General features: G+C 45.6%; 10 protein-coding genes. 4 read left to right on the top strand and 6 right to left on the bottom strand.

The genetic code is table 11. The annotated features are described in order from the left end of the window. Positions 1 to 33 precede the first annotated feature (33 nt). The 6 genes from bioB to tsaE all read right to left on the bottom strand — a co-directional run bounded on the left by bioB (position 34) and on the right by tsaE (position 7,773). Entirely contained in the window at positions 34 to 1,092 is a 1,059-nt protein-coding gene (gene bioB / locus V202x_RS12435; protein ID WP_145175044.1) for a biotin synthase BioB, read from the bottom strand. 226 nt (positions 1,093 to 1,318) lie between these two features. Beyond that, the gene (locus V202x_RS12430) at positions 1,319 to 1,915 is read right to left on the bottom strand and encodes a hypothetical protein (protein WP_145175041.1); all 597 of its coding nucleotides are present in this window, start codon (positions 1,913 to 1,915) and stop codon (positions 1,319 to 1,321) included. 133 nt (positions 1,916 to 2,048) lie between these two features. After that, the gene (gene dnaE, locus V202x_RS12425; protein ID WP_145175038.1) at positions 2,049 to 5,564 is read right to left on the bottom strand and encodes a DNA polymerase III subunit alpha; all 3,516 of its coding nucleotides are present in this window, start codon (positions 5,562 to 5,564) and stop codon (positions 2,049 to 2,051) included. Between the two features lie 276 nt (positions 5,565 to 5,840). Then, positions 5,841 to 6,131, bottom strand: a complete 291-nt coding sequence (locus V202x_RS12420; RefSeq protein WP_145175035.1) for a hypothetical protein — start codon at positions 6,129 to 6,131, stop codon at positions 5,841 to 5,843. A gap of 113 nt (positions 6,132 to 6,244) precedes the next feature. Further along, positions 6,245 to 7,249 (bottom strand): NAD-dependent epimerase/dehydratase family protein, encoded by a 1,005-nt coding sequence (locus V202x_RS12415; RefSeq protein ID WP_145175032.1) that lies wholly within the window; start codon positions 7,247 to 7,249, stop codon positions 6,245 to 6,247. 29 nt (positions 7,250 to 7,278) lie between these two features. Further along, entirely contained in the window at positions 7,279 to 7,773 is a 495-nt protein-coding gene (gene tsaE, locus V202x_RS12410) for a tRNA (adenosine(37)-N6)-threonylcarbamoyltransferase complex ATPase subunit type 1 TsaE (RefSeq protein ID WP_145175028.1), read from the bottom strand. 211 nt (positions 7,774 to 7,984) lie between these two features. Here tsaE and V202x_RS12405 point away from each other — a divergent pair, with 211 nt between their 5' ends. The 4 genes from V202x_RS12405 (at position 7,985) to uvrB (ending at position 14,278) form a co-directional block, all read left to right on the top strand. Beyond that, entirely contained in the window at positions 7,985 to 9,181 is a 1,197-nt protein-coding gene (locus V202x_RS12405) for an MFS transporter (RefSeq protein WP_145175025.1), read from the top strand. Positions 9,182 to 10,138: 957 nt separating this feature from the next. Next, complete coding sequence (locus tag V202x_RS12400) at positions 10,139 to 10,903, top strand: gamma-glutamyl-gamma-aminobutyrate hydrolase family protein (protein WP_232098959.1); 765 nt, start codon at positions 10,139 to 10,141, stop codon at positions 10,901 to 10,903. Positions 10,904 to 11,160: 257 nt separating this feature from the next. Beyond that, the gene (locus V202x_RS12395) at positions 11,161 to 12,018 is read left to right on the top strand and encodes a segregation and condensation protein A (protein ID WP_145175022.1); all 858 of its coding nucleotides are present in this window, start codon (positions 11,161 to 11,163) and stop codon (positions 12,016 to 12,018) included. A gap of 214 nt (positions 12,019 to 12,232) precedes the next feature. Next, on the top strand, positions 12,233 to 14,278 hold the full coding sequence (gene uvrB, locus V202x_RS12390; protein WP_145175019.1) for an excinuclease ABC subunit UvrB: 2,046 nt from the start codon (positions 12,233 to 12,235) through the stop codon (positions 14,276 to 14,278). Positions 14,279 to 14,285: the final 7 nt, after the last annotated feature.

Genomic DNA, 14,285 nt, shown 5'->3' with positions numbered 1-14,285 from the left:
AGAGAAACGGGAACTTTACCTGGACCTGTTAAGTTAACAGGATTCGCTTTGGGCAGCCAGTTTGGGAGGTTCGCTACCGGCTTCCACCTCATGGCCAGAAATGATGACTTCGAAACCGAGGTCGGCAATCATTTCATAGTCCGCATCTGCAGACTGGCCTTTCGTTGTAAGATAATCGCTCACAAACATCGAGTTTGCTGCATATAAGCCCATGGCCTGCATAGAACGCAGATTGACTTCTCTACCACCGGCGATTCGAATTTCTGAGGCCGGGTTGGCCATTCTGAAGAGACAGAGCGCCTTCAGGCAATAGCGAGGATCAAGTTCATCGACTGCTTCGAGTGAAGTACCTTCAATCGAGTTCAGGAAATTCACCGGAATTGACTTAGGCTCCAGATTACGCAGTTCGAATGTCGTGTCGACGATATCTTCGGGAGTTTCGCCCATTCCCACAATGAGTCCACTACAGAGTTCCATACCTGCATCACGGGCGACTTTCAGTGTTTGTATACGGTCTTCATAGGTATGTGTCGAACAGATTTTGTCATAATAGTCGCGGCTGGTGTTGAGATTATGATTGATGCGATTCACGCCTGCCTGCTGAAGACGTTGAGCCTGATCTTCGTTTAACAGCCCCAGACAGCAGCAAATACGCAAGTCATAAGTGGACTTGATTTTCTCAACGACGGAAGCTACGTGTTCTACTTCTTTGTCAGTCGGGCCGCGTCCACTGGCAACAATGCAATAAGTTCCCGCTTTGGCTTCATCAGCGGCTTTGGCTCCATCCATTAACTTTTCTTCGTTCAGCATTCGGTACTTGGGTATCTCTGCTTGTGAGCCACGCGCCTGTGAACAATAACCACAATCTTCGGGGCAGAGACCACTTTTGGCGTTTTTAAGGTAATAGAGCTGTACCTGTTTCCCAAAATATTGCTTTCGAATCCGAAAAGTTGCTGCCAGCATTTCCAATAATTCGTCATCAGACGCATTTAATATTTCTAAACCTTCGGAGCGGGTAATCTGGTAACCGGACAAAACCTGGTCAGCCAGAGTCTGCCAGCGGGAAAGAGATGAATTAGCCTGAACGTTCATCGAAGCCATCTTTCGAAGTAGGAGAAGCAATTTATTATCAGCCGTGTGGTTCCACACGATTTTCAGTGATACGAAGTTGAATCCATATTAACATATCCAGTGGGTACATCAGAATGCATACTGTGTTTAGGACACGTATTGCCACTATGATAGGCGAAATGGGAGAGAGTACAAGTGAGTCGGGCGGCTGGAATTGGAGCGGTGTACGGGAATTGTCTATATTGGCTCAGTATGAAGTTCTGACCCATTTCTGGCTGACATCACCTTCGTCATCTCGAAGAGTGAACATTTTATCTTCAATCGAATGAATTTTCCGGGTAAATTTATCTCCCCAGACTTGATTGATATATTCCAGCTTGTTTTCCGGTTTTCCGCCGACAGTGCGTAACGTCAGTGTGCCCTCGTTGAGGCTCCATTCGATATCAATGGTAATTTGATTCCCCAGGATTGTTTTCCAGATTCCCTGGGGTTGAATCACCATTGTCGCAGCCCCATTTTCTTTGATTGTGAGAATCCGCTTACTATTGCTCTTTGTTTGTTCCCATTGACCGACGAGTTTGGCAAGGATTTCGTCTGTTGATAAACCTTGAAAAGAAGCAGATGGAACTGTCTCATCTAAAGCAGATGATGTATCAGTTTTGGTTGATGTGACTGGGCGAGCCACTGATGGACGGGATTTGATGCGTGCGGGAATCTGTTGCAATGTGAGCTGAGCAGCACGCAAGCTTTTCTTAGACCGGTTCTGATCAGAATTCCGCGTTTTTGACAGGAACAACATGGAGATTCCCATCAAAATTACGAATATGATACCAGTTTTTCTCATTCCAAACGTCCTGTTAGGTTCTGTTCACCAAACAACAATATAACTATATCTTATATTCGGCTTGTAAGAACAGTTGGATTCCGCAAAAAATCAGGGATCTGGCAGTTTATTTAAGAATGTCGCTGCAAAAGAGCTACCGGCCAATACTTCCATTCATGCTTTTTTTCTTGTTTGTTGTATGAAAGTGAATGTGGCTCTCTCCAATCACGGCTGAGAGCTGCGATTCAAACTCCTGACTACAGGAAACACGTAGATTTCCGGGAGGATTTAAGACGTAGCGTAACTGTGTGTCTGATTTTTCCTGATCGACGGAGTCTACGACCAGAATGACTTCGGTCTGGCCAGGAAATTGGGATAAAATGTCGTGTACATTGACCATATCCTGGCGGTTATGGACGCCTCGTTTGAAGTTAATCGCCAAGCGGTCTGTAAACTGTTTTCGGGCATCATTCAAAGTAAAGAGCTGATCCACAACCACATTGGGCTCTCTGCCCCGTTTATCAATTTTCCCTTTGATGATTACCATCTCTTCCAGTTTGACCTTTTCACCCACGCGGGCAAATTGCTCTGGCCACATGATGCAACGTACCAAACCATGGGGGTCTTCCAAGTCAAAGTTGACATAACGTGTATGACCGTTCTTGCTGGCTTTTTTGGTGGCCGCATTTTTAATTGAAGAAATCATACCTGCTAAGATGACTTCTTCGCGATCTTCCATTTCAGACAGTTCATTGGTTTTATGTTGTGCATATTTGGTAAGCGTGTCTCCCACCTCAGCCAATGGATGTGATGTCAGGTAAAAACCGAAGACTTCTTTTTCTGCGGCCAGTTTCTGGGCTCGCGGCCACTCTTCCGCTTCTGGTAGTAATGCGTTATCACTGGATTCAACTTCATCATCGACTGGGTCATCATCAAACAGACTCTTTTGTCCGCGGGCCCGGTCACGGTGTATATTGATCGCTGATTGCACAGCGCGTTCGACCGTGAGCATCAACTGAGCCTGATGGCCTCCCAGACTGTCGAGCGCGCCCGCTTTGATCAGGATTTCAATCATACTTTTATTTAGTGTTTTAGGATCAACACGTTCACAGAGATTAAAAATACTTGTGAAGGGTCCGTTTTCTTCTCTTTCTTTAACAACCTCTTCCAGAGCTTGTTCGCCAACGCCTTTGATCGCACCCATGCCAAAGCGAATTTTTTCACCATCCACACTAAATTCGACATCAGATCGATTAATATCAGGCGGCAATACTTCAAGTTTCATGCGACGGCAATCATCGACATGTTCGTTAATCCGTTCATGGCTCTCCATACCACATGAAAGCAATGCAGCCATGAATTCTTTCGGATAATGCGCTTTGAGGTAAGCCGTGGCATAGGCCACACCTCCGTAAGCGGTCGAATGTGATTTGTTAAATCCATAGCCAGCAAATTTTTCGATCATGTCAAACAGATCGACCGCCAGTTGTTCATCGACTCCTCGTTCTTTGGCGCCGCTAATGTACTGGTCTTTGAACTCGGCGATGGTTTTTAGTTTTTTCTTGCTAATCGCTTTAATACAACGATACGCAGCAGAAAGTTCGATTCCCCCGACTCGGTTCAGGATCCGCATGACCTGTTCCTGATAAACCATCACACCGTAGGTTTCATTGAGGATTTCATCTACAACAGGATGCACTTTCGGAATCGGAATGCGGTCGTTTTTAACATCCACATATTGCATCACCATGCCCCCTTCCAGAGGGCCGGGGCGATACAAGGCAGAAGTAGCAATAATGTCTTCGAACTTGTCCGGCTTCATTTTTGTCAGCAAGTCGCGCATGCCGCCACTTTCCAACTGGAAGATCCCTTTGGTTTCTCCCCGCTGTAATAACGCGAATGTTTTTTTATCATCCAGCGGTAGCTTGTGTGGATCAATGTCGATGTTGCAATGTTTTTTGACGTTTTGAACGGCTTTGTCCAGAATCGTCAGGTTACGCAAACCCAGGAAGTCCATTTTGAGCAGGCCCACCGATTCTACGGTGGGGCCATCCCATTGAGTAATGATGTCAGTCTTCCCGGTGATCATTTGGAGTGGAACTACTTCGGACAGAGGTAAATCGGCGACTACGACTCCCGCGGCGTGTGTACCGGCACTGCGGCTCAACCCCTCAAGTTGCATAGCCAGATCCAGCAGCTGTTTAATGTCTGGATCCTGGTCATAGGCGGCTTGCAGATCAGGACTTTCCTTCAGTGCATCCTTGAGTTTGATTCCCAGTGTTTCCGGAATCATTTTTGCAATTTCATTGACCCGCGCCAGTGGAACTCCCAGCGCGCGGCCTACATCTCGAATGGCGGCTTTTGCTTTGAGCGTACCAAATGTTCCAATTTGCGCTACACTGTGTTCGCCGTATTTCTGCTTCGTATAATCGATAACCAACTGGCGTCGGTCACGGCAGAAATCGATGTCGATATCTGGCGGTTCACTTCGACTGGGGTCAAGGAATCGTTCAAACAACAAGTCATATTTCAGAGGGCAGACTTGTGACATACCCAGCAGGTATGCCACAATCGCACCACAGGCTGAACCACGCGCAGTACAAGGGATTTTTTCACTTTCTGCAAATTGCACGAAATCCCATACAATCAGAAAGTAACTGTCGTAGCCCATTTGTTCGATCACGCCTAATTCGAGGTCGAGGCGATCCCAATGTTCCTGCGTCAGCTCATCACCATACTTTACAGGCAAGCGTTCTTCACACAGTTTTCGCAGGTATTGTGTATCAGTCATTCCATCGGGAGGTTGAAAGACTGGATAGTACTTTTTGTCAGACATCTGAATGTCGACTCGATCAGCCAGTTCTTGCGTGCGTGCGACCGCGTGTTCCAAACCTGGAAATGCGTCATACATTTCATCCTGAGTACGGACGAAAAATTGATCGCCAGTCATTTTCATTCGTTTTTCATCGCTGACGACAGAACGCGTGCTGACACACAAGAGCACATCTTGCGCGAAAGCATCTTTTTGATCGACATAATGGGCATCGTTAGAAGCGACTAACGGCAGGCCCATTTTATTGGCCAGATCGACGGTTCCTTCCAGGCACTGTCTTTGAATTTCCAGGCCCGCATTCTGGATTTCCATATAAACGCGGTCGCCAAATACTTTCTCATACCAGGCGCATAGCTTTTCCGCCTCTTCCCAATCTTCACCAAGAATATGGTGCGATAGTTCACCGGCTGCACACCCCGTAAGCAGAATCAGACCTTCGCTATGTGCTTCCAGGATTTCCTTGTCGATGCGGGGTTTATAATAAAAACCTTCGAGATAGGAGGTGGAAGAGAGCTTAATCAGGTTTTCGAATCCCTTGCGGTTTTGTGCCAGCAATGTCAGATGAAAGCTGGCTTCCTTCATCCGTGAGGCGCCTTTTTCAAACCGACTGCGCGGTGCAATGTAAGCTTCCAATCCTAAGATGGGATTGATTTCCTGGCTACGGCATTGCTGATAAAAGTCCATGGCTCCGTATAAATTGCCATGATCTGTGATCGCAAGCGAATTCATACCGGCTTCTTTGACTTTACTTACCATTTCCGGTATGCGGCTGGCGCCGTCCAGCATGCTAAAGTGTGTATGACAATGTAAATGAGCAAAAGGGCGTGGGTCGCTCATAATATTCCGTGCTCCCGTCTATTTGGATGCCATCCAGGCAATAATCAGCTTGAGCTGTGAGAGATTTTGATATTGGAAGCTGGAGAGAATTCTTCATCAGCTTCCCTACTCATGAGTGTATTGGGATGATCTGATTTGTCAATCAATCTGGTCGCTTTGAGATTTTTGTTTTTGATATGTGTAATGATTGATGTCGTATCAGGGATGAAACTCTTTCAATGCGAGCTTGAATCCAAAAAAGCCGTTTTGGTTACGGTGGGGGCGAAGCGTCTGGAATTAACCAATCCAGAGATTGATATACCAGTTTACCCCATCAGAAATCGGGGGCACATACTCACAGACAAATAAAAGGGGCATATAGAATGCAGCGAAGAAAGGAGAACCCATCGAGTTATATGAAGCGAACCATTGCCAGAAGAAAGGCCCGATGGAAAGCACATACAGTGTTAACAAGATCGTTACTTGAATCAGTGAACTGATCAGATAACGCCGCCATGACCGCTTTGGGGGCGCTGCCTGCTGTTCCAATTGAGTTCGCGCTTGTTGTGGAGTAGTTTCACTTTCCATATCTGGTATTGTATCCACCACAAGTGATCGGGGTCAAATGCCTTTTAGGCTTCCGTTTTGATGGGATCGTTAATTCATATAGAATTCATCAGACTTCATCATATTCAAGTCGATTAGGGGATTTTTTGATTTTGGTGAAACCAGTCAATCGTCTCTTTCATTGCTTCCTGAAAGGTTTTATTGGGATGATAGTTCAGTTCGGATTGTGCTTTTTGTGTGCTGAAATCGAGGTTCAGACCCAAGAATTTAATCCGAGCTTGAGAGAGAATCGGTGCCTGTTTTTTGCCTAAGAATCTCCAGAGACGTTCCAAAATCCGAGCCAGATTGCGTGCAACCGGGAGTGGAACGACTTTGTTCGGCTCTTTATATTCAGCCAGTCTTGCAATGGTGGAGATAAATTCTCGTTTGCTGGCCAGTGTTACATCTGTGATGTTATATGTCTGACCTATCGCATCTTCGTTTGAGAATGCCAGAAAAACAGCATCTACCAGATGTTCTACGTATGTATTGTTCATTAATTGCTCGGGTGAACCGAGATAAGCAAACTGCCCTGATTTCAAACGCTCTAAGATGCGAGGTAATACAGTACGATCACGCGGGCCATAGATAAAGCCGGGCCGTAATATCGTGAACGGGATGGATTGTTGTTTTAGAAGTTCTTCTGATTCGATCTTGCTGAGAGTGTAGGCATCGATGCCAGATGCATGCGGAGGTTCTGTCTCATCTGTGCCGTAATGATCCCGCGCCTCGTAAACTCCCAGCGAGCTGATATGAATCAAATGTTTGATGAGACTTTGTTCTTGAAGTGCAGACAATAAATGCCCGAATCCGACCACATTTGTTTTGCGGTATTCATCAATACTGCCCCAGTCACCAACTTTAGCAGCAGTATGGACGACAATCGTCACACCACGAAGTATATCGTCCAGCGATTTTTTGTCAGTGAGATCCGCTTCAATCACTTCTGCACCTACCTCTTTAAGATATGAAGCTTTTGATGCGGAACGAACGAGTGCGACAGTTGTAATACCTGCAGTACGAGCGCGTTGAATGACACTACTGCCAACAAGCCCTGTGCCCCCGGTGACTAACAGTTTTTCTTCAGATTCTACAATCATAACTGGCATCTTGCCTCAGATTAGAATATTTACTCGGGTGGGGAATCGTTCTTTTGTTGCAATGCGGTTACGATTTTGACTGAACGCGGCCCCTGCCCTTGGAAATGAAACGTTCGCGCTGTTTCCGATGTGTGTTCAATGTTGATTTGAACAAGATCACGGGGCAAGACCTCAGCGACTTTATCAGCCCATTCGATCAGACAAACTCCATCTGCATACAAAAGATCATCGGCTCCCAATTCCAGAAATTCATCGGTATCTTTCAAACGATACGTATCGAAGTGGTAGAGCGGCAGCTCCCCTTGATATTCCTGAATCAGCACAAATGTGGGGCTGTTCACTTCATTGGGATCAACTCCCAGAGCTGTAGCAATCGCTTGGACCAGGCGTGTTTTGCCTGCGCCCAGGTTGCCATTTAAGGCGATCACCGCACCCGGTTCTAGTTGCTTTGCGAGCATGACTCCCAGACGTTGGGTCTCAGATTCGCTTGCTGATTTAAAGATCCACTCTGCAGTTGTGTTCAATAAAAAGTCTTTCGTGAATTGATTGAGGTTCAAATCATATGAGAGTGCAGATATAGCTTTTTCAGGGAGAAATCACAATACAAGTCAAAATCTGAAAATGTGTCAAAAAGAATCAGAGAGTTCCATGAACCTGATTCCCATTTTACTGTCTCGTCCTGTAGAATGAAGCCTCATCTGTTTCTGAATTCCCGCCTTGAAAATATCTCTGAAAATGTCTCACGCCTATCGTTGTCTGATTTGTCTCACACTCACGCATATCATTGTTGACGCATCAGCAATCGTCGTGGGACCTTTGTGGGGTGAGCTGGAACGGGTGCATTCCTTAACAGAAAATTCATTGTTCATTGTACTCACAATTCATGCATTAGCCTCCTCTTTGGCGCAACCTGTATTTGGATACATTCGTGATCGTTATCCCATTAAATCCATCTTGTGGATCGGGCCTGTTTTGGGTGCTGTGATGATGCCTATGGTGGGGCCAGCGAACAGTGTGTTTGTGTTATGTGTCGCACTTTTGCTGGGAGGAATTGGAATCGGTTCCTTTCATCCTGAAGCAGCGGTTGTAGCAGGTTCATTAATTCCAGAACGTCGTACCCGCAGTCTCTCACTGTTTATGTTTGGGGGGGCGATGGGGCTGGCGCTAGGACCCATTATCTGTGGCGCTATTGTTTCGATATGGGGGCTAACCAGTGTCTGGATACTCGCGCCACTATATTCTGGTCTGATACTATTCCTGTATCAATTGGGAAAGCCGCCGGCGGAACTTTTCGAGCGTGATCGCAAAGCACCCGCACAGTCTCTCTCCCAGATGCTGGAGGGGAGAGTTTTGTTAGCACTGTTTTTGTTCATGGTTTGTTCTTTACGCCTGGTACCGAATATGGCGATGGATAAGTTGATTTCATTCATACTCAAAAATCATGATGCGTCGGCATTCGAGATCGGCATGGTCCAATCAGTGTTCCTGTTTTCTGCCAGCGCAGGAATGCTGTTAATGGCGTTTCGTTTCAAGTCGGGGCATGAAAAAGCCTTCATGATAGGATGTCCGCTGTTGGGGATTCCCTTGATGTTTGTACTTGGCTGGGAAGGTTGTCCTACCTGGTTGATGACCCTGCTATTAATTCCCAGTGGTCTGATTTTATGGGGGACCAGTCCGGCGATGGTTTCCTATTCCCATCAACTGTTTCCCAAAGGAGGCGGTGTGGCATCAGCAATTACAATGGGAATGGCCTGGGGGGGAGGCGGCATGATTCAAGCAAAGATTACGAGTCATTTTGTGGCGTTGGGGATTCCCCATAAAGCGTTTCATGCCATTATCCCTTGTCTCATCCTGGCGACCATTGGTGCGGTGTTATTACCTTCTCTGACCTCAAAAGCAGAATCAAAAACCGAAGCCATCGAGACGGCTTGATTGATTTATGTCTCAATATGATTCCATGATCAGAATTATTTTTACAGGGTCAATTTTTCATCTCTCTTATTGAGGTGATATCTACTAGAATTTAATTTTGTTCTTGAATGACTCATTTCTTTTATTATGGAAGACATTTATGTGTGGATAGTAACTTCAAGGACGATATGTTGTGAACGTGATTCGAAAGCCAGTTCATCTGTTGTCAAATACCTTTCAGACAGGAATGATAACGTTTGATAGCAGCTGAATATTGAGCATCAATGACGGCTAAATCGTATGATTCCCTTCAAATTTTCAAATTCCAGGCTGATTTTGTAGTGATAAGAAAGACAGGACAGATTTATGCACTACCCAGAAATGTGTTCCGCGCGCGACGCAGATTGCGCAGTTTAAGTTACGTCGCCATGAGGTCAAGCTAAACATAAATGCCTCATTTTTTAGGATTAATTCGCACAAAACGATATTTCCCACGAAGTCAATATCTGATCAATTCCATATTATTTTCTGCGATTTCTGACTACTCATCGAAACCGTTATCAAGAATTTTTTTGATGAATCACTAAAATGAAATTCATCCAGGTTAACCTGACACAAGATATGGTGGTCGAAATCAACTATGGGAAAATATTCGCTCAAAATAATCGATTCGCTGGACAGCCTGATTTGAGGTTACTAAGATTCGCTCACTCAAATGATTTGAAATGATTGAATCAACAAACATTTGAGGTTACTGGGATGATTCAGTAACAATCGGACCGAAGGAACGGACCGCTAGAAGAGAGAATGGATTCTATTTTTCTATTCGTTCGATGGGGGGATTTTCATCCGCTCGAACGCACTTCTTTGCGATTCTACGTCATTCGCTTCCTCCGGTTTTTTTGAATGGAGGCTTTCCGTTGTCTCCATGGAAATATTTACCGCACAGGATGTGCATAGAAGTGAAGGATGGAACCAATGTCTAAAAAACCTTTAATCGGAATCACGGGAGACTTTCGCCCCGAACAAAAAGAAGCCCAGGCAATCAGCTGGTTTTACACCGGCTATTATGATTCGATCACAAATGCCGGCGGAATCCCCATGATGATTCCGCCTTTGTCTGACGATGATGATTTAAAACAATTCTTGAACCAGCTTGATGGTCTGGTTCTTTCTGGCTGTGCTTTAGATCTGGACCCGATTCGACTGGGGTTTGAAAAGCACCCTGCTTCACGTGCTATGCCGCTTCGTCGTGAAGATTTCGATCGCAGAATTTGTACCATCGCTATGGAAATGAAATTGCCTCTGTTGGCAATCGGTTCGGGAATGCAATTGATGAACGTGCTCTGTGGGGGGACATTGCATCAACATGTGACAGAGGATGTCCCTGGTGCTATGTATCACCGAGATGGTGTTGAAGCAAACTTAAGACATATTATTGATATTGTCCCAGGCACGCGTGTTGATAAAATGTATGGACCTGGTGAAATTCGAGTAAACAGTCAGCATCATATGGCTGTCAATTACATTTCAAAGATGTTTATTGTTTCAGCGACGGCCCCGGACGGAGTAATTGAAGCAATTGAAATTCCAGATGAAGATTGGTTCTGCGTGGGCGTGCAATGGCATCCACAAAATCATTCTTCTTCTGCATTGGATATGCAGGTCTTTGAGAACTTCCTGGCCGCCTGTGAAGAGCCGGAACCACAGATTCTCCAGATGCCTGTCCGCAGAGCTGCTTAGCTTTGTGTGATCTGGAGTTGTTGCGTTTGAAATCGGCAAGTCATATCGACTTGCCGATTTTTTATTTCTGAATCTCACAGGGGGAATCTTTGAATTTGTGACAGTTAATCTGACGATAACGATAATGTCGGATTGAAGATAGTGACTCCTGACGATTCACTATGTTACGTTTTCAATTCGATGTAACTTAATGATTGAAAACGGTTTATCGATAAGCCGTAGAAACTGCGACAGCTAACAGAGCCTGAAATTTCGCTATGACGACTGCTCAATACCGGGTCGATCTCAATATATACAGTGGTCCATTGGATCTGCTGTTATATTTGATTCGCCGCAATGAACTCGACATTCTTGATTTCCCGATTGCTTCCATCACGGCATCATTTAATGAGTTTCTTGATGTCTTGGAATTAATTGATTTGGATTTGGTCGGCGATTTTATCGTAATGGCCAGCACGTTAACTGAGATTAAAAGTCGGATGATTCTGCCCCGTGCGGAAGAAGAAGAAATCGCAGAAGTCATCGATGATCCACGTAGTGATTTGATCCAGCAGTTACTTGAGTATAAAAAATTCAAAGATGCCGCTACGGCTTTGGAAGAACATGCCGCTGAATGGCAGGAGCATTATCCGCGGTTATCCGATGAACGCCCCAAAACGGGTAAAGATCCTTCCGAAGATTTGATTAAAGAAGTTGAATTATGGGATCTGGTAAGTGCCTTAGCTCGGGTTGTGAAGCGTAAGGAAGTCGAAGAAGAATCCAGTATCACCTATGATGATACACCGATTTCAACGTATGTTGAACGGATCGGCGAAAAAGTGCGTGAACAAGGTCGCCTTGCTTTTAGTGATTTCTTTGAAGGTGAGAAACTTCGCAGTCGCATCATTGGTATCTTTCTCGCCATTCTGGAGTTGCTGCGGCATCATCAGTTTCGAGCTGAACAGCCAATAGAATATGGCGAAATCTGGATTATGCCTCCTCTGCCTGAAGAGGATGATACGGAAGAAGGCCTGAATTCTTCAGAACCAGAAACACGCACTGAAGAAGCAGATCAGCCAGGCGAGGTTACGTCCACAGAGGAAAATTCATTGGATGAACCTGCTGCGGAAGACTGAATCATATTGAGTGATCAGGTGCCAAAACAGGACACGTGTTGCATCAAGCGATTCCGATCTTTTCATCTCTGAAGTTGGTTAGCTGTTTCCCCTGCTACTTTGGTCCCTTTCCTTAAGGGGCGTCTATTCTTTACAATAGCTGCTTACATCCCTGTACTACCTCCGCGCCAGAGAGCGCCTTCTGCTATTTGCAGGGCCAAAGGATTTAGTGACCATGTCTGTGTTTCAGCTTCAAAGTGACTTTCAACCTTCTGGCGATCAGCCCCGTGCCATTGAAGGTCTGGTTAAAGGTATTCAGCAGGGAAAAGCAGAACAAGTTCTACTGGGCGTCACTGGATCGGGGAAAACATTCACAATGGCGAATGTGATCGCAGAGTTGGGGCGGCCCGCTTTGATTCTCTCTCATAACAAAACTCTAGCGGCTCAGTTGTATTCAGAGTTCAAGGAGTTCTTTCCGAATAACGCTGTCACGTATTTTGTGAGTTACTACGATTACTATCAACCGGAAGCGTATATTCCTCAGCGGGATATTTATATCGAGAAAGATGCATCGATCAATGACGAAATAGACCGCCTGCGCTTACTGGCGACCAGTGCACTGGTGAGTCGTCGGGATGTCATTGTGGTTGCCAGTGTGAGTTGCATATATGGGTTAGGATCTCCCAAAGACTATCTGGAAATGATGATCCCACTCCGAGTCGGTGTTGAGATCGACCGTGATGAAATGCTGCGTAAGCTGATTGATATTCAGTACGACCGAAACAATGTTGAACTTTCACGGGCAAAGTTTCGTGTTCGTGGAGACGTCGTCGAATGTTGGCCCGCTTATGAAGAATTTGCATATCGGGTCGAGTTCTGGGGAGACGAAATCGAAAATTTAGCTGTCATTGACCCTTTGACGGGGGAAGTACTCAGAACAGTCAATGAAGCATATATTTATCCAGCCAAGCATTTTGTTTTGCCACAAGAGCGAATTGAGTCGGCGCTCAATGAGATTCAGAACGAATTGGATGAACGCCTCAAGGTATTGCAGAATGAAGGCAAACTGCTGGAGTCACAACGGCTCAGTGCACGAACGCGCTACGATATGGAGTTGTTGGAGGAAGTTGGCTTTTGTCCTGGGATTGAAAATTACAGCCGTGCATTGGCAGGCAGGAAACCAGGATCACCGCCGGATACATTACTGGACTTTTTTCCCGAAGACTTCCTTTTGTTTGTAGATGAATCGCATGTGACCGTTTCTCAAGTTCGCGCCATGTTTGCGGGCGACCGTTCGCGAAAGACTAATCTTGTGGAGCATGGTTTTCGTCTGCCGATGGCACTGGATAACCGTCCCCTGACGTTCGATGAGTGGAATGCACGCCGCAAGCAGACAATCTTTGTTTCAGCGACACCCGGTGATTGGGAGTTAGAACGTGTTGAAGGTGAAGTGATACAACAGGTGATTCGTCCCACAGGATTGATTGATCCTGCAATAAGAATCGTTCCGGCACGCGGTCAGGTACCTCATTTGAAAGAGGAGATTCTTAAACGCGTCGCAGTACAGGAACGAGTCTTGGTAACCACGCTCACAAAGCGGCTTGCTGAAGATCTTTCTTCGTATTTTCAGGAAGAAGGAATTCGTTGTGCCTGGTTGCATTCCGAATTGGATGCGTTCGAACGTGTCGAAATTTTGAGAGGCCTACGAGAAAAACAATATGATGTCGTTGTAGGTATCAATCTCTTACGGGAAGGATTAGATATTCCCGAAGTTTCTCTGGTTGCCATACTCGATGCAGATAAGGAAGGTTTTTTACGTAGTGAAACCAGTCTGGTTCAAACCATTGGTCGCTCTGCCAGGCATGTTAATGCAGAAGTGATTTTGTATGCTGATCGAATGACAAACAGCATGCAGAATGCCATTGACGAAACAGAACGACGACGCAAAATTCAGCAAGAGTATAATCAAGAGCACGGGATTACACCGGAGACCATTAAAAAGGCGATCAAACGGGGAATTGAAGAAGAAGTAGAAGCGCGGCAGTTCGTTCGTGAGTCTGTGGGTTTTTCAGATGAGTCAGAGTACATCACGCAAGAATTTTTGGGTGAATTGGAAAAAGAAATGTTGGAAGCTGCAGATCAACTGGAATTTGAACGAGCTGCGTTGTTACGCGATCGGATAGACGATCTTAAGAATCAAGGTGGATCATCGGGGAGACCTAAAAAAGGGAAAGCATCGCGCGGCGGAAAAAAAAGAAAACGGCAGCGACGTAGAAAATAACATGAAT

Origin of the sequence: Gimesia aquarii (assembly GCF_007748175.1) — a bacterium.
GTDB classification, from domain to species: Bacteria; Planctomycetota; Planctomycetia; order Planctomycetales; family Planctomycetaceae; genus Gimesia; species Gimesia aquarii_A.
The sequence above is the reverse complement of the archived record's forward strand: the minus strand, read 5'-3'. Positions and strand labels throughout refer to the sequence as shown.

Coding starts and splice junctions, on each gene's coding strand:
- bioB (WP_145175044.1), bottom strand. CDS start 1,092: ATGAACGTTCAGGCTAATTCATCTCTTTCCCGCTGGCAGACTCTGGCT.
- V202x_RS12430 (WP_145175041.1), bottom strand. CDS start 1,915: ATGAGAAAAACTGGTATCATATTCGTAATTTTGATGGGAATCTCCATG.
- dnaE (WP_145175038.1), bottom strand. CDS start 5,564: ATGAGCGACCCACGCCCTTTTGCTCATTTACATTGTCATACACACTTT.
- V202x_RS12420 (WP_145175035.1), bottom strand. CDS start 6,131: ATGGAAAGTGAAACTACTCCACAACAAGCGCGAACTCAATTGGAACAG.
- V202x_RS12415 (WP_145175032.1), bottom strand. CDS start 7,249: ATGATTGTAGAATCTGAAGAAAAACTGTTAGTCACCGGGGGCACAGGG.
- V202x_RS12405 (WP_145175025.1), top strand. CDS start 7,985: ATGTCTCACGCCTATCGTTGTCTGATTTGTCTCACACTCACGCATATC.
- V202x_RS12400 (WP_232098959.1), top strand. CDS start 10,139: ATGTCTAAAAAACCTTTAATCGGAATCACGGGAGACTTTCGCCCCGAA.
- V202x_RS12395 (WP_145175022.1), top strand. CDS start 11,161: ATGACGACTGCTCAATACCGGGTCGATCTCAATATATACAGTGGTCCA.
- uvrB (WP_145175019.1), top strand. CDS start 12,233: ATGTCTGTGTTTCAGCTTCAAAGTGACTTTCAACCTTCTGGCGATCAG.